The 19,415-nt window shown below is 57.6% G+C and carries 17 protein-coding genes and 1 other annotated feature; of the genes, 4 read left to right on the top strand and 13 right to left on the bottom strand.

The window, feature by feature from the left end:
* The first annotated feature begins 38 nt into the window (after window positions 1-38).
* Together FEM41_RS11295 and ybaL are read left to right on the top strand one after the other, a co-directional pair.
* Complete coding sequence (locus FEM41_RS11295; RefSeq protein WP_138096070.1) at window positions 39-1,253, top strand: MFS transporter; 1,215 nt, start codon at window positions 39-41, stop codon at window positions 1,251-1,253.
* 236 nt (window positions 1,254-1,489) lie between these two features.
* Window positions 1,490-3,181 (top strand): YbaL family putative K(+) efflux transporter, encoded by a 1,692-nt coding sequence (ybaL, locus tag FEM41_RS11290; protein WP_138096069.1) that lies wholly within the window; start codon window positions 1,490-1,492, stop codon window positions 3,179-3,181.
* 99 nt (window positions 3,182-3,280) lie between these two features.
* On the opposite strand, the gene FEM41_RS11285 is transcribed toward ybaL, so the two are convergent.
* From FEM41_RS11285 to FEM41_RS11255, 7 genes are all read right to left on the bottom strand, one after another.
* Window positions 3,281-4,585, bottom strand: a complete 1,305-nt coding sequence (locus FEM41_RS11285) for an inosine/guanosine kinase (protein WP_138096068.1) — start codon at window positions 4,583-4,585, stop codon at window positions 3,281-3,283.
* A 60-nt stretch (window positions 4,586-4,645) separates the two neighbouring features.
* Window positions 4,646-5,608, bottom strand: a complete 963-nt coding sequence (gene hemH, locus FEM41_RS11280) for a ferrochelatase (protein ID WP_138096067.1) — start codon at window positions 5,606-5,608, stop codon at window positions 4,646-4,648.
* Between the two features lie 155 nt (window positions 5,609-5,763).
* The gene (adk, locus tag FEM41_RS11275; protein WP_138096066.1) at window positions 5,764-6,408 is read right to left on the bottom strand and encodes an adenylate kinase; all 645 of its coding nucleotides are present in this window, start codon (window positions 6,406-6,408) and stop codon (window positions 5,764-5,766) included.
* A 105-nt stretch (window positions 6,409-6,513) separates the two neighbouring features.
* A complete protein-coding gene (gene iadA, locus FEM41_RS11270) occupies window positions 6,514-7,689 on the bottom strand; it encodes a beta-aspartyl-peptidase (protein WP_138096065.1) in 1,176 nt (391 codons plus the stop codon).
* Window positions 7,686-8,390 (bottom strand): creatininase family protein, encoded by a 705-nt coding sequence (locus FEM41_RS11265; protein ID WP_138096064.1) that lies wholly within the window; start codon window positions 8,388-8,390, stop codon window positions 7,686-7,688. Before FEM41_RS11265 ends, iadA begins: the two co-directional genes overlap by 4 nt.
* Window positions 8,391-8,392: 2 nt before the next feature.
* The gene (locus FEM41_RS11260) at window positions 8,393-9,361 is read right to left on the bottom strand and encodes a GntR family transcriptional regulator (protein WP_138096063.1); all 969 of its coding nucleotides are present in this window, start codon (window positions 9,359-9,361) and stop codon (window positions 8,393-8,395) included.
* Window positions 9,362-9,369: 8 nt separating this feature from the next.
* Entirely contained in the window at window positions 9,370-10,890 is a 1,521-nt protein-coding gene (locus FEM41_RS11255) for a sodium:solute symporter family protein (protein WP_138096062.1), read from the bottom strand.
* Window positions 10,891-11,270: 380 nt separating this feature from the next.
* Between FEM41_RS11255 and FEM41_RS11245 the strand changes: the two genes are divergently transcribed.
* Window positions 11,271-12,446 (top strand): DegT/DnrJ/EryC1/StrS family aminotransferase, encoded by a 1,176-nt coding sequence (locus tag FEM41_RS11245; RefSeq protein WP_138096060.1) that lies wholly within the window; start codon window positions 11,271-11,273, stop codon window positions 12,444-12,446.
* A gap of 64 nt (window positions 12,447-12,510) precedes the next feature.
* On the opposite strand, the gene htpG is transcribed toward FEM41_RS11245, so the two are convergent.
* From htpG to FEM41_RS11215, 6 genes are all read right to left on the bottom strand, one after another.
* Window positions 12,511-14,385, bottom strand: a complete 1,875-nt coding sequence (htpG, locus tag FEM41_RS11240) for a molecular chaperone HtpG (RefSeq protein WP_138096059.1) — start codon at window positions 14,383-14,385, stop codon at window positions 12,511-12,513.
* A 282-nt stretch (window positions 14,386-14,667) separates the two neighbouring features.
* Window positions 14,668-15,273 (bottom strand): recombination mediator RecR, encoded by a 606-nt coding sequence (recR, locus tag FEM41_RS11235; RefSeq protein ID WP_138096058.1) that lies wholly within the window; start codon window positions 15,271-15,273, stop codon window positions 14,668-14,670.
* Window positions 15,273-15,602, bottom strand: coding sequence for a YbaB/EbfC family nucleoid-associated protein (locus tag FEM41_RS11230; RefSeq protein ID WP_138096057.1), 330 nt, complete (start codon window positions 15,600-15,602; stop codon window positions 15,273-15,275). Before FEM41_RS11230 ends, recR begins: the two co-directional genes overlap by 1 nt.
* Before the next feature lie 69 nt (window positions 15,603-15,671).
* Window positions 15,672-17,600 (bottom strand): DNA polymerase III subunit gamma/tau, encoded by a 1,929-nt coding sequence (gene dnaX / locus FEM41_RS11225; protein WP_138096056.1) that lies wholly within the window; start codon window positions 17,598-17,600, stop codon window positions 15,672-15,674.
* Window positions 16,281-16,348 (bottom strand) — a sequence feature (DnaX frameshifting element). (Overlaps the previous gene by 68 nt.)
* A 117-nt stretch (window positions 17,601-17,717) precedes the next feature.
* Complete coding sequence (gene apt, locus FEM41_RS11220) at window positions 17,718-18,269, bottom strand: adenine phosphoribosyltransferase (protein WP_138096055.1); 552 nt, start codon at window positions 18,267-18,269, stop codon at window positions 17,718-17,720.
* A gap of 147 nt (window positions 18,270-18,416) precedes the next feature.
* A complete protein-coding gene (locus tag FEM41_RS11215) occupies window positions 18,417-18,806 on the bottom strand; it encodes a DUF454 family protein (protein WP_138096054.1) in 390 nt (129 codons plus the stop codon).
* A gap of 57 nt (window positions 18,807-18,863) precedes the next feature.
* Here FEM41_RS11215 and priC point away from each other — a divergent pair, with 57 nt between their 5' ends.
* Complete coding sequence (priC, locus tag FEM41_RS11210) at window positions 18,864-19,391, top strand: primosomal replication protein PriC (protein ID WP_138096053.1); 528 nt, start codon at window positions 18,864-18,866, stop codon at window positions 19,389-19,391.
* The last annotated feature ends 24 nt before the right edge of the window (window positions 19,392-19,415 follow it).

Below are 19,415 nucleotides of genomic sequence, written 5' to 3'. Positions count from 1 at the left end.
AGTATATAAAATAAACATAATTTTCAGGTAACTATGGCATGAGTGAACAAAACCCCTCTCTGGGCGGCGCCCCTGTTGCGCCCCTCAGGTCCCGCACCGCGTTCGGTATTCTGGGGGCTATCAGCCTCTCCCATCTGCTGAACGATATGATTCAGTCGCTGCTGCTGGCGATCTACCCGCTGCTACAGGCCGACTTCTCTCTGAGCTTCGTGCAGGTCGGGCTTATTACCCTGACCTACCAGGTCTCTTCCTCGCTGCTACAACCGCTGGTGGGTTACTACACCGACAAATACCCTATGCCCTGGTCGCTGCCAGTCGGCATGTGCTTTACCCTGAGCGGCCTGGTGATGCTGGCGATGGCGGGCAGCTTTCCGCAGGTGCTGATCGCAGCAGCGCTGGTGGGTACCGGTTCGTCGGTGTTTCATCCGGAATCTTCCCGGGTGGCGCGTATGGCCTCCGGCGGTCGCCACGGTCTGGCCCAGTCGCTGTTTCAGGTAGGCGGTAACTTCGGCAGCTCTCTGGGGCCGTTACTGGCGGCGGTGATTATCGCGCCTTACGGCAAAGGCAACGTGGCCTGGTTTGTGCTGGCGGCCATGCTGGCAATTATCGTGCTGCTTCAGGTAAGCCGTTGGTATGCAGCCCAGCATCGTATGACCCGCGGTCGCCCGGTACAGAAGGCGGTATCCCCTCTGCCACGCAAAAAAGTGGTGCTGGCCGTCTGCGTGCTGCTGGCGCTGATCTTCTCCAAATACTTCTACCTGTCCAGTATCAGCAGCTATTACACCTTTTATCTGATGCATAAATTCGGTCTGTCGATACAAAACGCCCAGCTCCATCTGTTCGCCTTTCTGTTTGCCGTGGCGGCCGGTACCCTGATTGGCGGGCCGGTGGGCGACAAAGTGGGTCGTAAGGCGGTGATTTGGTGCTCTATTCTCGGCGTCGCTCCTTTTACTCTGATTCTGCCGTGGGCCAGCCTGTGGTGGACCGGGGTGTTGACGGTGATTATCGGCTTTATTCTGGCATCGGCCTTTTCCGCCATTCTGGTTTATGCCCAGGAGCTAATGCCCGGACGTATCGGTATGGTTTCGGGGCTGTTCTTTGGGTTTGCCTTCGGGATGGGAGGCCTTGGCGCCGCTGTGCTGGGGCTGATTGCCGACCAGACCAGTATCGAGCTGGTTTATAAAATCTGCGCTTTCCTGCCACTTCTTGGCATTCTGACGGTATTCCTTCCAGATAACCGCGTAAAAGATTGATTTTTCCGGCCAGATACTTGATCTGGCCGGTATTTAACCCCATACCTCCCAATGCCCCTGGTCAGCTTAGGCCCATAATTACTCCCTTCGATCTCTTTTTGCGAAAAAAATCGTGTTTTCGTAAAAATTCAACACCTGAAAACAAACGCGAATGAAAAAATTGTCATAAACTATTACGTAGCGCCCCGTCCGTTCGCGGGCGGATCCGGGATTTATAACAGACCAAAGGAGACGGAATGCATCATGCCACCCCGCTTATTACCACCATTGTCGGCGGCCTCGTGCTGGCCTTTTTACTCGGTATGCTCGCCAACAGGCTGCGTATATCACCACTGGTAGGTTATCTGCTTGCGGGGGTTCTGGTTGGGCCGTTTACGCCCGGGTTTGTTGCCGATACGCAACTGGCGCCGGAGCTGGCCGAACTGGGCGTGATTCTGCTGATGTTTGGGGTAGGTCTGCACTTCTCCCTGAAAGATCTGATGGCGGTTAAATCCATCGCCATTCCCGGCGCCGTGCTGCAAATCGCGGTGGCGACGCTGCTGGGAATGGGGCTCTCCTGGTGGCTCGGCTGGTCGCTGATGACCGGCATCGTCTTCGGTCTCTGTCTTTCCACCGCCAGTACCGTGGTGCTGCTGCGTGCCCTGGAAGAGCGGCAGTTGCTCGACAGCCACCGCGGGCAGATCGCCATCGGCTGGCTGATTGTCGAAGACCTGGTGATGGTGCTGACCCTGGTGCTGCTGCCAGCGGTAGCGGGCATGCTGGAAAAAGGCAACGTTGGTTTCGTTTCCCTGAGTCTGGATATGCTGATGACCATCGGCAAAGTGGCGGCCTTTATCGCCCTGATGCTGGTGGTGGGCCGCCGACTGGTGCCATGGATTCTGGCCCGTAGCGCCGCTACCGGTTCCCGGGAACTGTTTACCCTGGCGGTGCTGGCCATGGCGCTCGGTATCGCCATGGGCGCGGTGGAGCTGTTCGACGTCTCCTTTGCGCTGGGCGCCTTCTTCGCCGGTATGGTGCTGAATGAATCAGAACTGAGCCAGCGCGCCGCTCACGACACCCTACCGCTGCGCGACGCTTTTGCAGTGCTGTTCTTTGTTTCGGTGGGAATGCTGTTCGATCCGCAGATCCTGCTGGAAGAGCCGCTGGCGGTAGTGGCCGTGGTGGCCATTATCATCTTCGGTAAATCGCTGGCCGCCTTCCTGTTAGTCAGGATGTTCGGCCATTCCCAGCGTACCGCTCTGACCATTGCCGCCAGCCTGGCGCAGATTGGCGAGTTTGCCTTTATCCTGGCGGGTCTGGGTATGGCGATGGGCCTGCTGCCCAAAACCGGCCAGAATCTGGTGCTGGCGGGCGCCATCCTGTCGATTATGCTCAACCCGATTCTGTTTACCCTGCTCGAGCGCTATCTGCGTAAGCACGAAACCCTGGAAGAGCAGACCCTGGAAGAGGCGCTGGAAGACGAGAAACAGATTCCGGTGGATATCTGCAACCACGTGCTGCTGGTGGGCTATGGCCGCGTCGGTAGCCTGATCGGCGAGAAGCTGCTGTCGAAAGGGGTTCCGCTGGTGGTGATAGAGACGTCGCGCTCCCGGGTGGATGCGCTGCGCGAGCGCGGTATCCGCGCCGTGCTGGGCAATGCCGCCAATGAAGAGATTATGGCGCTGGCGCATCTGGACTGCGCAAGCTGGCTGCTGCTGACCATCCCGAACGGCTACGAAGCCGGTGAGATTGTAGCTACCGCCCGGGAGAAAAATGCGGATATCGAGATTATCGCCCGCGCCCACTATGACGACGAAGTGGACTACATCGCCGAGCGCGGCGCTAACCAGGTGGTGATGGGCGAGCGGGAGATCGCCAGTACCATGCTGGCGCTGCTGAAGGACGCCACCCAACAGCCGGTGGTGCCGGATAACGCGGTCGTTAACTGACAGCAAAACGGGCGACATTTGTCGCCCGTTAAATCAATGAATTGATTTCCTTTGTTTATTCTTCTGAAGATTCTGGCCGAACGTGTTCGGCCCAGATTGTCAACGGTCCCAGTAAGCCTCTTCCAGGCTGTCTTCCCGCTCAGGCAGCCCGCGACTCAGGCGCGGCGAATGCTGATTCAGCACCTGATAGCTTACCCGGTTGGCGTACTTACACACCTGAGACAGCGACGAATAGGTCAGCCAGTGATAGCCGTGCTTGCTGGAATTGGGCACCTTCGCCCGGTGATAGCGGTTGGCGGTAATGTCGTGCAGCAGCGCCGCCAGCGCGCCGTCGCCTGCGCCGTTGGTGTTCATTATCTTCTCCGGCCCCCCCATGTAAGGCGCGATATGGGAGTAGATCCGCAGCGGCTGCTGGCATTCGTGGCGGCGAATCGCCCGGCTGAACTCATACTGATTAAATTCGGCGATGGCCCCGGGCAGCAGCGGCTGACGGGTCTGACGCTTCGCTTCATCTTCGGTATACGCCGCCATATAGAGCCCCTGCGGCCCGGCGGTACACAACACCAGATCCACCCACTCCAGCGCCCGATCTGCCGCCAGTAACGGATCCTCAATACCGGTCAGCGCCGCGGCCTCTTCTTCGTTCATCGCCAGGATCGAGACGTGATCGCGCAGAAATGTCTGCCAGCGCTGCGGATCGTCGGCCACCACGAACTTTGTGCCCATGGTCAGCACGACCGGCACATCGTAGCGCTTTGCGTAGTCGATGGCCTGCATGGAGGCTTCCGGCATCGGCTCGCCCTCTTTGCAGCGCACCAGATAGGCGCTTAATACCAGCGCCGAAGCCCCGGCAATGGTCGATTCGGGAATACTTTCGGCATGCAACTGGTTCATCTGCCCCGGACTGATGGCGAAGGTTCGCTCGCCGTGCTCGTTAATCAGCGTGAAACAGCGGCCAATGGCGCCATCCACGCCTTGCAGGTAGTTGAGATCGGTACGGCTGGAGGTATTGCACAGATAGCGGTAAGCGTAACCGCCGATTTCGATGTTATTACACATCACGCCCAGCAGCACCGAACGGTCATCCGCCAGCACCGAATAGTTGTGCATGGTATTGCCGATGGTGCCGCCGGCGAACTGATGGGTAATAAGGTTCTCGCGCACCAGCTCCTGGTAGAGCGCTTCCGCCACATCGTCTTCAATCACCAGCGAATGGCCCAGGCTCAGTCCGTAGCGGCGAACAAAGTCGTCATCGACCCGGGCTTCGATATCAACCAGCGTCTGGTCGATACCCACCACCCAACTGGCGCTCTGTTCGCTTTCCGGCGGCGACTGTTGCAGCAGCGGATCGCGGTTACTGACGGGAAAATAGTGTTTGGATTTACGTTTACCGGGAAATTTCATGAAAGCCGTTCAGGTGCTTCGAAAGGCGGCGATGTTAGCACAGTCTCCGCCTGACCGCGATTACCGATAGCGCCCCACCAGCGCTTCCATCATGTCGATATGCGCTTCTTCATCATTAAGGGCAGGAATATACTCATACTTCTCGCCCCCGGCTTCCAGGAAGAACTCCCGATTCTGTACCGCAATCTCTTCCAGGGTTTCCAGACAGTCGGCGGCAAAGCCCGGGCACATGACCTGAACGTGCTTCACCCCTTTTTCGCCCAGCATTTTCATGGTCTCATCGGTGTAGGGCGTCAACCAGGGCTCGCGGCCAAAGCGCGACTGGAAGGTCATCATGACCTTATCCGGCGAGATGCCCAGTGCCGAGACCAGTTCCCGGGTGGTGGTACGGCAACGCTGGGCGTAGTCATCCCCTTCATCAACGTAGCGCTGGGGAATACCGTGGTAAGAGAGCAGCAGCATATCCGGCTCGCCGTGCTGTTCAAAGGCTCGACGCGCTGAAGCGGCCAGCGCCTGAATGTAGGCCGGATGATCCGCATAGTCGCGAATAAAGGAGACGGACGGCAGGCGACGGCGCGTAGCCAGAAGGCGCGCCAGCTCATCCCAGACCGCCGCTACCGTGGAGCAGGAATATTGCGGATAGAGCGGCAACACCACGATGTGATCCACACCGGCGTCCAGCAACTCGTCCAGCGCCGATGCCAGCGACGGCTGGCCGTAGCTCATACCCAGCGCCACCGGCATATCCTTTAGCTGCCGGGCCAGCGCCTGCTGCTGACGGCGGCTGTAGACCATCAGCGGGGAGCCTTCCGCCATCCAGACCGAATGATAGAGCTTCGCCACTCTGGGGGAGCGCAGCGGCAGGATCACCCCTCGCAGCAGCGGCCACCACAGCAGGCGGGATGTATCCACCACCCGTCTGTCGCTCAGGAACTGACGCAGATAACGTTTTACCGCGCTCGCCGTCGGCGCATCCGGCGTTCCCAGGTTAGCCAGTAACACTCCCATTTTTTCCTGACGCAAAGCTCCACCTCTTAATCGCTGTAACAGGGGGCTAATTGTATCTGAAAAGCCGGAGGGCGAAACCAATCGCAGTAAAAGGAGGAGGGAACAGCACGAAAAGCGGAGGATGTTTAGCGGATGTGCCCCACCCCGTTCGGGATGGAGCAAATGCGGCATTAACCGAGGATTTTTTCCAGGTCAGCGCGAACGTCGGCAACGGCCTGAGTGCCGTCAACTTTGGCGTACTGGGTGTTACCGGCCTCGGCCTCTTTCTGGTAGTAGCCGATCAGCGGCGCCGTCATCTGATGGTATTCCACCAGGCGCTTACGCACGGTCTCTTCCTGGTCATCTTTACGGGTGGTCAGCTCTTCGCCGGTCACGTCGTCTTTACCTTCCACCTTAGGCGGATTGAATTTTACGTGATAAACGCGGCCGGAAGCGGCATGCACGCGGCGGCCCACAATGCGATCGACGATCAGCTCGTCCGGTACCGCGAACTCCAGCACGAAATCCACCTTGATACCGGCTTCTTTCATGGCGTCTGCCTGCGGAATGGTGCGCGGGAAGCCGTCCAGCAGGAAGCCGTTACGGCAGTCTTCCTGAGCGATACGCTCTTTCACCAGCGCAATCACCAGCTCGTCGGTGACCAGTTTCCCGGCATCCATGATTTCCTTAGCCTGGTTGCCGAGTTCGGAGCCCGATTTTACCGCGGCGCGCAGCATGTCACCGGTGGAGATCTGCGGGATCCCGTACTTCTCCATGATGAACTGTGCCTGAGTACCTTTACCCGCGCCGGGCGCGCCGAGCAGAATAATACGCATTGCGTAATTCCTCTTAGATATCGTCTTTGAATAAGGGGTCAAACATTACCACCAGACCCCGGATGGCTCAAGGAAGGCGGCAAAATATTCACATTCCCCTGGCCGTTATTCAAAAGTTCCCCGCACACAAGGCTGACCATTATCGACCATCAATCGTCCCCCAGCCCACAGTCGCTCCACATCAAACGCATCATCCAGCATCAGTAAATCAGCATCATAACCCAGTGCGATATGTCCCTTATGCGATAATTTCAGGCGATGAGCCACATTTGAAGAGAGCAGCGGCCAGGCCTGCTCCAGCGTCAGACGCTGACTGAGATCCCGCGCTTCATCCAGCAGGCTACTAAATCCAGCCACGGTCAAACCACAGACATTGCCCTGTTTATCGAAAGCCGGAATACTGCCATTACCGTCGGAGCTCAAGGTCAACTGCGACAGCGACACGCCCTGTTCCTGCGCTTCCAGTACCGCATCCGAAGGTTTCACCGCCCCCCTGGCGCCGCTGACCGGGCTGATTCCTGAGGTGATATCGAGGTTGACCCCTTGCGTGCGCGCCAGCCGTATTCCGTATTCCAGTAAATGGCGTTGACGATTAACATGAGTGGGCAAAAAGTGTCCGGCGGGAACGTCACTGCGTGCCAGTACCTCTTCCAGCGGCGCCAGCGCGCTACTGGCGTTGCCCATATGCATCACCACCAGCCCTGGCTTTTGGGTTAGCAGCGCCGCAGAGCGTGCCTGGGTCGCTATCCGAATCAGTTCCTCGATCGTTGGCTGAGAAGCGCGATGATCGGATATCGCCGTTTTAACGCCCAGGACTGGCTCGATAAAGGCGATATCATCGCGCACCGAGCCGGTTATGGTGATCGTCGGTACTTCGTAGGAGCCGGTCAGCATCCAGGCCGAAATGCCTTCGTTACGTAATCCCATTGTTTTAGCAAACAGCGAAGCGACATGACGCGTCATGCCATCCGTGCCCAGCAGCCCCATCACGCCGGTAATCCCGGCCTTCAGCAGTTGACTGAGCATGACTTCCGGCGTTCTGGTATGAAATCCCGCCTCTCCGCCACCGCCAGTCAGATGCACATGCTGATCGATAATGCCCGGCACAACCCAGTGTCCCCTGGCATCCACCATCCTGCACTGCAATTGCCGCGGTGGAAGAAGATCCGGCGCGATCGCCAGAATTTTTCCGGCGCCCATTAATAGTGAACTCTGCCGGGAGCCTTCAGGGGTTAACAGTCGGGCATTCTGTATCAGCGTAAAGTCGAGCGAGTTGGTCATGATACCCATCCCTCTTCCAGCAGCTGGCAGGTTTCCTCCAACGCGGTCTGCCAAATCTGACGCATTTCGTCATCGGAGCGCTGATACTGCCCTCCGTAGTTACCATCGCCGATATAGTCCCGCACGGCCTGGGCCGGTAACTGCGCCAGGCGGGAAACGGCCAGCGCCGTTTTCTCCTCCCCGGGCATGACGACCCCCTCCAGTCGCGTCCAGGGAAAGTTCTCCATCCATGAAGCATGGCTGGCATTGCTGGAGAATTGCTTAACCATGCCCATCGTCGCCGGAGCGGCCCACCAGTTATGTAGCTGTACCCGCGCATCCGGGTGATGATTCAACCAGTTATGAATCTGCGCCTGAACCGGGCTATTGCCGCCATGGCCGTTGATCAGAAAAATACGCCGAAAGCCGCTGGCGTACAGGCTATCCAGAATATCGTTGATTAATGCGTTGTAGGTCGCCGGCTGTAGATTTATCGTGCCGGGAAATGCCGTAAAGTAGGGCGCCATACCGAATGGCAGCCCGGGACAGACGGGAATATTCAAACGTTCTCCCACCTCTGTCGCCAGCCTTGAGGCCAGCAGATGGTCAGTACACAGGCTCAGATACGCATGCTGTTCGGTACTCCCCAAAGGTAGAATTACCCGGTCATGGCGTTTCAGATACTCTTCCACCTGGAACCAGTTCATATTCTGGAATTGCATGGTCAATGTCCTTCTGTTAGTTCCCTGGCCTGTCGATGCAGTGCAGGCAGCAGGACCTCACGAAGATAGCGAGGCTCTGGCGTATGTTGATATTCAAACAAAATATTCGTCGCCGGTAGACGCTGTATAACGCTGTGACAACCGGTGCTGTAAATCACCGCCTGAAAGCGAGCCATCGTCTCCGGTAATCTTTTATCGTCCAGCGTAATCACGCTGATTTTTCCCAAGTGTGGCGCAAAATTTTTGACCCCTTCCACCATAGCGGGAATAAAGGTCTGATAACGGGAAACCAGCAGTACCGGCGTGTCGGCAGGCAGCGCCGCCAGGCGAGTACGGGTGGTTTCTGAAGGGATAAGCCAGGGCGCGTAAACCGGCACCTCCTCTGTCAGGCGCTGGCGCAACCGCGGAATGCAGTGCGGAATAGTCAGCCAAAAATCGTAGCGATCGATCTGACATTGCGACAGCCCGGCAAACTCCTGAAAGGTCCAGACATCAGCGCTCAATGTCACTCCCAGCGTTTCGCCTATCGCCTCCAGATAACGCCGGTTAATACGTCGCGAATTTCCCACGAACCCAATGGGAAAATTCAGAGAAAACGACGATTCGGCATCAGGATGGTTCAGCGCGCCGACAAAAAACGACGGCGACAGTCCGAGTGTTGAGGCTTCCTCAACCAACTGGCGGAAACGCTCATGCAGCGCCTCCACCTGATGACTCAAGGAAACCTCCCGCCGGTCACGAACCACATAGGTTCCTTTACCCGGTATCGTCTCGATCAGCCCCATACGTTTTAATGTATTGTAAGCCTGACTGACTGTAAGTTGCGCAACGCCTAACTGTTTGCTTAACGCTCTCACCGACGGCAGCGCGCCATTGTCAAAAAATTCCCCGGCCATAATGCCGTATTCAATAGCCCCCACGATCTGGGTCTGTAACGCGACGGGCAGGCTTTTATCGATTGAGAGCGGCATGAATTCCTCTAACGTTCTTGTTGTTGGCGACGCGTCACGCACGCTTTCAGCGCGTCGAAGTGCCGCCATAGCGTTTCAGGCGTTGCCGAACGCGTACACAGGCTGACTGCGATCATCACCAGCATGGTAATGGCCCAGCAGATAATCAACGGATCGAATCCCATCGCCACTCCGGGGAACCACAGTTTCATCGCCACAAACAGCAGCTCTCCCACGATCACTGCGCAGATAGCGCCGGTACGGCTGGCGCGACGCCAGTACATACCCAGAATAACCGGTGCCACCCAGATCCCCAGCCCGCCAAAAGCGAAGCGTATCAGTGAGAAGATACCGGCAGGCTTCATAATGCCAATGACCACGGCGGCGATACCGACCAGAATAGTGAACCAGCGCGACAGGGCCAGAATCTGGCGCTGAGTCGCCCCGGGGTTAAACAAATTCTGGTAAATGTCGCGGGTAATGCCCCCGGTCGACACCACTAACAGCGCGGAAATCGTCGACATACCCGCCGAAACGATACCGGTAATCAACAGTGCGGAAATCCAGGGAGAGACATTCTGTTGCAATATCAGCGGAACGATGAAGTCGGCATCTTTACCGGTTAGCCCGTGGATGAACGTCGCAGCGTTAACACCAGACCATTCAATCAGCGTCGCGGAAAATAACATGCCCATGGTGCCCAGAATAACCGCCCGGAACATCGTCCGGTAGCTATTCATGGTAAAGAATTTGGTAAACAGCGTCGGCTGACCGATAGTAAAAAAACTCCACATGACGATCATCGAAACATAGGTCTGCCACGGGAAATCGCCTTTCGTTCCCGGATGGCTCAGATGCGAGGGCATTGTGTCAGCAAGCTTTGCTGTTATAGCCTCCATGCCGCCTCCAGCATGAACCGAAACCCAGAAAGTGACAATGGCCGTCGCGACCATCAGCATGCCCTGCAGAACATCCGTCATCATGGCGCCAGTCATACCGCCAGTCATACAATACAGAATAACCACCACGCCCATGACAACCACGCCGATCCACTCAGGCAAACCGGTAAAGGTGTTGAGAATCACGCCAGCGCCAACGGTTTGCGCCCCCATCATCGCCAGCAGAAATATCACCATCATGACGGCATGAATGCCGCGAATCGCGTCGGACTCATAGCGATCGGCCAGATAATCGCTCATCGTCATCAGGTTATAGCGTTTACCCATAAGCATCAGTTTACGGCCGACTAACAGCATAGGCACGATCATAGAAAAGGCCAGCCCCGGCACCGAGATGCTCATACCGGCGAATCCAGTGCCATAGGTCATCGCTGGCACCCCCATAAAGGTGCTCATGCTGTACTGGCTGGCGAACCAGGCGAATCCCCCAACCAGCGCACCCGCCTTTCCCCCCATAACCAGGAAGTCGCTCAGTGAATGGGTTGCCCGGGCGGCGCGCCAGCCGATGACTCCCAGCAGAACCAGGAAAAGCACCAGAACGGTATAAAAAGGCAGAGGCTCCGGACGCAGCATTTGTGAAAGATCGCTCATACCCGATCCTCCAGTGCTTCATCCTGGTATTCAGGGCGTTTCAGACACTGGCGAGCAAACAGTAAAATAAGTAAAAAAACTGTTATACCATGTACTAACCAGCCATAGACAAAAAGAGGAACGCCCAGCCAGGCCGGCCGATATTCCGTGCTAAAAAAACACGGTAGCGGCAGCATTATCAGAAGGTACATCCCCATAAAGACATAGAACCATCGCCTTTCAAAACAATTAGTTAAAATATCCATATTTATCTCTGCTATCAGTTATTGCATTGTTGTGCGTCATTTTTAGTTGGTACAGATTGCATTCATCTGTTATTAACGCTTATAACAGATGTTCAAAATAACGACAACCACCAAAACAGATAAGTGAGCGATAAAATGGATCAATTGCCCTTCGCCAGGCGGGTACCGCTGCTGAATATGAGTCTGACTTTTCGGGAAGATAGCTGCGCCGCCCGGTGGCTGAGTCGCGATGAGCAGGATTATGCGCCGGGTCAGGCCGTGGCATCGCTTCACCAGCACATTGCCGAGCGCTGGCAAAGTGAATGGGTAGCCAGCTTTATGGGAGGAAGAGCCGCGCTTTATGCGGTTATTCGCGCACTGGCGCTACAGCCCGGCGACGAAGTGCTGATTCCGGCATTTACCTGCCAGTGTGTGACCAACGCCATCACCTTTAACGGCGTCATCGCCCGATTTGTAGATATTGAACAGGAGACGCTGGGCATGAACGCCGAACGGATGTTGGCCGCTATCGGCCCCCGAACCCGTGCCGTGCTTATCCAGTATACCTTTGGCCTGGTCTGCCGCGATCTGGAACAGCTGCTGGATGTGGCGCGCCATCGACAGCTTTGGATTATTGAAGACTGCGCTCACGCCACCGGAGCGAGCTGGCAGGGTCATCTGTTAGGAACCCTGGGCGATATCGCATTTTTCAGCAGCGAGCGTTCAAAAATCGTGAATACCATCCATGGCGGCTGGATAGTGACCCGGCATCCGGCCCTGGGCAAACGACTGATGCAGATTCAGGATGACGCCCCCTGCCCCGCTCCCGAATTTATTACCCGCCTGTTGCACACCCTGCGCCACGCTTACGCCAGCCTGCATTCAGGGAGCTTGCCAACGCCCGATGTCCCGCTGCTACCGCAGATGCAAGCGGACGAACTAAATGGTTTGTTCAGCCCGCAATACCAGTGGCGTATGGCAGAGCCGGTGGCTGAGCTGTTAAGCCTGCAGCTGGCCAGGTTGCCGGAAATCCTGGCCCGACGACAGCGCGGCGCCCGGTACTGGCAAAAATGGGCGCAGAAGATGGGATTACAGGGACCCAAACCCCGTACGGATGCGCAAAACGGCTGGCTACGCTATCCGCTATTAGCCAATGAGCCACAGGCGCTGGCAAAATCGACACTGGAAACGCGGCTGAACGTCGAAGCCGGCGTCTGGTTTACCACCCCTATGCATCCACACCCCTGTGAATTACCGGATTGCCCAACGGGAATGGACGCGACACGACGCTGCGTGAATCTACCCACCTGGCTGTGGGAAGCAGCGGACTAAAACATAATCTGCGATGAGCATAAAAAAACGGCGCCTTACGGCGCCGTTCAGGTCTGTATCGCAATTATGCCGTCAGCAGCTGATTAACCCGGCGAATAAACAGGTTGGGATCTTCCAGGGTGCCGCGTTCGGCCAGCAGCGCCTGATCCAGCAGCAGCTCGACCCACTCGCCAAACTGCGCCTCATCCTGGGTATCCGCAGTGCGTTTTACCAGCGGGTGCTCCGGATTCAGCTCGAAGATGTACTTCACGTCCGGTACGGCCTGGCCAGCCGCCGCGAACAGTTTCGCCATCTGGGTGCTCATCTCGTCGTTGTCGGTGGTGACGATAGCCGGCGTGTCGGTCAGACGGTGGGTCAGGCGTACCTCTTTCACCCGCTCGCCAAGCCACGTCTTCACGCGATCGACAAAAGGCTCAAGGGCTTTATCGGCCTCTTTGGCGCTCTCATCCACGTCGTCCGCCAGTTTTTCCAGCGACTCATCGGCCTTCGACACCGACTGGAAGGCTTTGCCGTCGAATTCGGTCAGGTAGCTCATCATCCACTCGTCGATGCGATCAGAGAGCAGCAGAACCTCGATGCCCTTCTTACGCAGCAGCTCGAGGTGCGGGCTGCTCTTGGCGGCCGCATAGCTGTCGGCGGTGATGTAGTAAATCTTCTCCTGACCTTCCTTCATACGACCGATATACTCTTCCAGCGAAACGGTCTGCGCCGCAGAGTCGGTATGGGTGGAGGCAAAGCGCAGCAGCTTCGCGATAGTCTGCTGGTTGCTGTTATCTTCCGCCGGCCCTTCTTTCAGCGCCAGGCCGAACTGCTGCCAGAAGGTCTGATATTTTTCAGCATCGTCCTTCGCCAGTTTTTCCAGCATCTGCAGGGCGCGTTTGGTCAGGGCATTACGCAGGCTACGGGTGACGCTGCTATCCTGCAGGATTTCACGCGATACGTTGAGCGGCAGATCGTTGGAGTCGATCAGCCCGCGCACGAAGCGCAGGTAGTTCGGCATAAACTGCTCGGCGTCGTCCATAATGAAAACCCGCTGCACATAGAGCTTCAGCCCGTGCTTATGGTCGCGGTTCCACATATCAAAGGGCGCCTGAGAAGGAATGTACAGCAGGCTGGTGTACTCCTGCTTACCTTCAACCCGGTTGTGGCTCCAGGCCAGCGGATCGCTGAAGTCATGGGCGATGTGCTTATAGAACTCTTTGTATTCGTCTTCGCTGATTTCCGACTTGTTACGGGTCCACAGCGCCTGGGCCTTGTTGATTTTCTCCCAGGAGACAACGGTTTCGCCGTCTTTCTCTTCGCGATTCTCGATCTCGACCGGCAGCGCAATATGGTCGGAGTATTTACCGATAATTGAGCGCACGCGCCAGGCATCGAGGAACTCCTCTTCCCCTTCGCGCAAATGCAGGGTGATTTCAGTACCGCGGGTATCTTTGGCGATATCGGCGACGGTGTACTCCCCTTCGCCTGCGGATTCCCAGAATACGCCGCTTTCAGCGCTGGTACCCGCAGCACGGCTGCGAACGGTCACTTTGTCCGCCACGATAAAGGCTGAGTAGAAGCCCACGCCGAACTGACCAATCAGCTGGCTGTCTTTGGCCTGGTCTGAGCCCATGGACTCCAGAAAAGCTTTGGTGCCGGACTTGGCGATGGTCCCCAGATGCTCAACGGCGTCGTCGCGGGTCATCCCGATACCGTTATCGGAGATAGTCAGCGTGCGATCTTCTTTATCAAAAGAGATACGTACCCGCAGATCGCCATCGCCTTCATACAGATCCGGCTGGGAAAGGGCACGGAAACGAAGTTTATCCGCCGCGTCCGAAGCGTTGGAGATCAGCTCACGCAGGAAAATTTCTTTATTCGAATAGAGTGAGTGGATCATCAGGTGCAGAAGCTGTTTAACCTCTGACTGAAAACCGCGAGTCTCTTGTCCTTTCATATGTGGTGATTCCTCAACAAAAATGAAAACAGGGGTGAAAAAACAGGTTGAGGGAGAGATGGGGACAAAGGGGAATAAATTCAAGCGGGGAGCGAAAAGCAACTCCCCGTTTGGTTGATGACAAAGAGGGGAAAAACGGAGTTTTTCCCCTCTTTGTGGTTATCAGACGAAACTCAATAAATTGATTTTCCATGTTTATTTTTCCGGGGATTCGGGCCGAACGCTGTTCAGCCCGGGTTGGTCAATCGTCTCGCGGGAAGCGAAAAGCCGCTCCCCGTTTGGTTAAAAAGAGATCTTGTGACGGCCAACCAGGGAGTGAGACAGCGTGGTGCCATCGACCATTTCCAGCTCGCCGCCTACCGGCACGCCGTGGGCGATGCGGCTGGCGTCAACCCCGTACTGGGCGCAGAGCTCGGCGATATAATTCGCGGTCGCCTCGCCTTCCACCGTGGGATTGGTGGCGAGGATCACCTCTTTCAGCGACTCGCTGGCCAGGCGCTGCTCCAGTCGATCCAGACCGATATCGTCCGGACCGATACCGTCCAGCGGCGACAGATGGCCCATCAGCACAAAGTAACGGCCGGAAAACTGCCCGGTCTGCTCAATGGCATGAATATCCGCCGGCGTTTCCACCACGCAGATCTGGCCATTTTCCTGACGCCGGGAGTTCGAGCAGATGTTGCAAATTTCCTGCTCGGTAAAGGTCCGGCAGTCGGCGCAGTGCCCAATCTCCGACATAGCGCGGGACAGCGCCTGCGCCAGACGCATACCGCCGCTGCGATCGCGCTGCAGCAGGGTAAACGCCATGCGCTGCGCCGACTTCGGCCCGACCCCGGGCAGACAGCGCAGCGCTTCCATCAGCTGCGTTAACAGCGGGCTGGTTTGCATCAGAACGGCATCTTAAAGCCCGGCGGCAGCTGCATGCCGGAGGAGACGGAAGCCATCTTCTCTTTCTGAGTCTCTTCGATACGGCGCGCGGCGTCGTTAAACGCGGCGGCAACCAGATCTTCCAGCATCTCTTTGTCGTCTTCCAGCAGGCTCGGGTCGATCTCCACCCGGCGGCAGTTGTGCGCACCATTAATGGTCACTTTCACCATGCCCGCGCCGGATTCGCCGGTCACTTCCATGGCGGCGACTTCCTCTTGCATCTGCTGCATTTTTTCCTGCATCTGCTGGGCCTGCTTCATCAGATTGCCCAGACCGCCTTTACCAAACATATCAGTCTCTCTTCTTGCTCGGGCCGCGTAACGGCGGCGTTAAAAATAATTCGACACCGGAAAACGGTATCAAACGGGGCGGATGCTCTCTTCATCCAGATCCGCATCGAAGAATCGACGCAGCGTCTGGATGTTACCATCCGCGGTAATCGAATCCCGCGCCTGGGCCAGCTTCTCTTCGTAGATAGCCTGGCGCCACTCCAGCGGCGTGCGCTGTGCGGAATCGTCATCTTCAATGATAGTCAGTTCTACCGGCGCCCCGGCCAGGGCTGACATGGCGTCACTCAGCGCCTGGCGGGCACCGGCCGAATTCAGATGGCGCTGGCTGGAGCGCAGATGCAGACACACCTGATGTTCACCGACCTGCTCTTTCCAGGCATTAAGCGCCACCTGTTCTACCAGTTTGGGAACCTTCAACTGGCTGACCTCCGCCGCCCACGGATCCCGTGCGATGGCCTCTTCAGTCAGTTTGAGCGCCAGTTCCGGCGTCTTTTCATGTTCCAGCGCCTTTCTGAGCGCCTTCGGGGTGGCGACCTTCTCTTTCACCACCGCGACTTTGTTCTGGGCCTTCCAACGGTAGGCCTCTTTCTTCGCAGGCGTCTCCTGCTCTGCAACAGCGGTGGAAGCGCGCGCCTGTACCCGCTCAGTGACCGAGGCCAGACGTTCCAGCGCAGAGGAGCTTACCGGCCGCGCTGAACGCTGTTGCGCCGCCGGTTCACCCTTTTTTGCTCGTTCAGCTCCCTGACGCTGGAGCTGACTGCGGGCCTGCAATACCTGACTGGTGGTGTCCGATAGCGGCGTCTCGCTGCGCGGTACGGGCGGCGAATCCGCAGACGGCGGCGGTGTCGCCATCGGCGCGGCGGCGGGCTGCGCCCGCACGGCCGGTTCCGATTCCGGCTCCGGCAACGGCGCACTCGGGTGGAACGCCAGCGCGCGCAGCAGCGTCATCTCTACGCCCATACGCGGATCCGGCGCCCAGGGAAGCTCTTTACGCCCAATCAGCAGCGTCTGGTAATAAAGCTGCACATCGCCGGGCGGTACGGTGCGCGCCAGTTCCCGCAGGCGCGGCTCAAGCTGCGCCATATCGCCAACCGACGCCTGAGGCGACAGTTGAATCATCGCCACTTTGTGCAACAGTCCCAGCATCTCGATCAGCAGCGCTTCCCATTCCACGCCGCGGGCGGCAGCTTCCTGTACCAGATTCATGGCGCGCTGGCCGTCGGCCTGAACGATAGCTTCCACCAGGCTCATCGCCTGATCGTCATCCAGGGTACCCAGCATGCCGGTGACCGCCTCGGTGGTCACGCGACCGTCGCCGCTGGCAATGGCCTGATCGGTCAGACTCAGAGCATCACGCAGGCTGCCCTCCGCGGCACGCGCCAGCAGTTGCAACGCCCGGGATTCACTCTCGATATTTTCCTGATTAAGAATATAGTCCAGCCGATCGCGAATCAGACCGGCATCCAGCGCCCGCAGGTGGAACTGCAGACAGCGTGACAGAATGGTGACCGGCAGCTTCTGGGGATCGGTGGTCGCCAGCAGGAATTTCACATGCGACGGCGGCTCCTCCAGGGTCTTCAACAGGGCGTTGAAGCTGTGGCGCGACAGCATATGCACTTCGTCGATCAGATAGACCTTGAAGCGGCCACGCGCCGGGGCGTACTGCACGTTATCCAGCAGATCGCGGGTGTCTTCCACTTTGGTGCGCGATGCGGCATCGATCTCAATAAGATCGACAAAACGCCCCTGCTCGATGGCCTGGCAGTTTTCGCACTGGCCGCAGGGGGTGGCGGTAATGCCGGTTTCGCAGTTCAGCCCTTTCGCCAGCAGACGGGCGATAGAGGTTTTACCGACGCCGCGGGTGCCGGAAAACAGATAAGCGTGGTGAATACGGCCCAGGTTGAGGCCGTTGGCAAGCGCGGTCAGGACATGCTCCTGACCGACGACATCGGCAAAGGTTTGTGGACGCCATTTACGGGCCAGCACCTGGTAGCTCATCAGAATATAGGCTCTCGGGGAAATTCAGGAGGGTAATGCTAACACAGCCCCACCCATTTGGGCGAGGCTGCCTTAATGCGCGATACCACAATCTCAGATGCCTCCAGGGCGCCGGAATTAGTGGCCCGGGAAAGGCACCAAACTATAGCTGGCGACGCCCATGTTCGAAAGGCGCTGCTCGCCGCCCAGGTCGAACAGATTGATAACAAAGGCGGCGTCCGTCACTTCACCGCCCAGTCGACGGATCAGTTTTACGGTCGCTTCAATGGTGCCGCCGGTGGCCAGCAGATCGTCCACCACCAGCACTTTGTCCTGCGGGGTGATGGCGTCGACGTGAATCTCCAGCTTGTCGGTGCCGTACTCCAGCTCGTAGCTTTCGCTAAGGGTTTCGCGCGGCAGCTTGCCCGGCTTACGTACCGGCACAAAGCCTACGCCCAGACCCAGAGCGACCGGCGCGCCAAACAGAAAGCCGCGGGCTTCGGTTCCCACCACTTTGGTGATGCCGGCCGCTTTGTAACGCGCCACCAGCAGATCGATGCTCAGGGCATACGCTTGAGGGTCTTCCAGCAGGCTGGTCACGTCACGGAACAGGATCCCCGGCTTCGGGTAGTCCTGAACGCTTTTAATACTGTTTTTCAGATAGTCAAGCTGCTGCGCAGTCGCGGTCATAATGAAATGCCTGATAAATACGGTGTTACTCACGGCGCGCCAGGAGCGTATCGCTGCTCCATTGTCTGTTTGTTAACCGCGCGCCGCGCTCGAAGACGCCAGAATTTACTGGCTGCGGACCATAATTGCAACCGCAAGGACCGTCGTTTACGGCTTTTGTTGTTCCTTATCAACTGGCGAATCGACAACCGGCACCCGCCACAGCATAACCAGTAACCCCACCAGCCCCGCCAGCAGAAACAGCCGCACCCAGATAAGTTTGACCAGCCACAGTGAAATCGCAAAGGTGATGACGATAAGCAATACCGCACGGGGTTTAGCCCCCCGCGGCATCGCCCGGTGCTGTTGCCAGAAGCGCAGATAGCCGCCGAACCACGAGCGGTAGAGCAGCCAGTGGTGAAAGCGCGGCGACGAGCGGGCGAAGCACCAGGCCGCCAGCAATAAGAACGGCGTGGTTGGCAACAGCGGCAGCACCACACCCAAGGTTGCCAGCACTACCGCCAGCCAGCCAATGAAGGTTAGAATGATTTTTGGCATATCGCTTCCCACGGGTCATGATCTTAAGTGTATCAGTGGATTATTCGCGGAGAGAAGATGAACACCAGCCAATTACTGCAATCGCTGGAAGCACGCATCGCGCAGTTAAGGGTAGAGCTGGCGCCGCTGGCCGGTCATATGAGCCTGATGCCGCGTTTCGATGTGAAGTTGTTCAGCTGCCGCGGCACCCTGCTGGGGGACTACCTGGCAGAGCTGGAGAACAACTACCGTCATCTGGCTCAGGCGGTATCCCGTCAGAATGAAGCGCGCAGCGCCTGGCTGGCGGAGCGGCTGGCGAATCAGATGGCAGCGCTGACCCGTGAATCCGCCACCTGGACGCTTCGCCGCTATGACGATGCCCGCCGCGCTACCAGCAGGCTGAGCGCCCGCATGCATCGCCATCAGGATTATGAGCGTCGCCTGCTGGCGATGAAGGCCGAACGGGAAGCGCAATTGGCCAGAGAGCAGACCCTGGCCGGTCAGCAGCGACTGGTGCGCGAGCTGGAAGCGCTGGAAGGTCGTATCGATCGCTGTCGGGCAGCCCTGGCGCAAATTTCAGGCTGCGCACAAAGAAAGCTGCGCTGAGCTTTAACCGAGAATCAGGAGGAA

Source organism: Jejubacter calystegiae (assembly GCF_005671395.1).
In the GTDB taxonomy this organism is placed as follows: Bacteria; Pseudomonadota; Gammaproteobacteria; order Enterobacterales; family Enterobacteriaceae; genus Jejubacter; species Jejubacter calystegiae.
The sequence above is the reverse complement of the archived record's forward strand: the minus strand, read 5'-3'. Positions and strand labels throughout refer to the sequence as shown.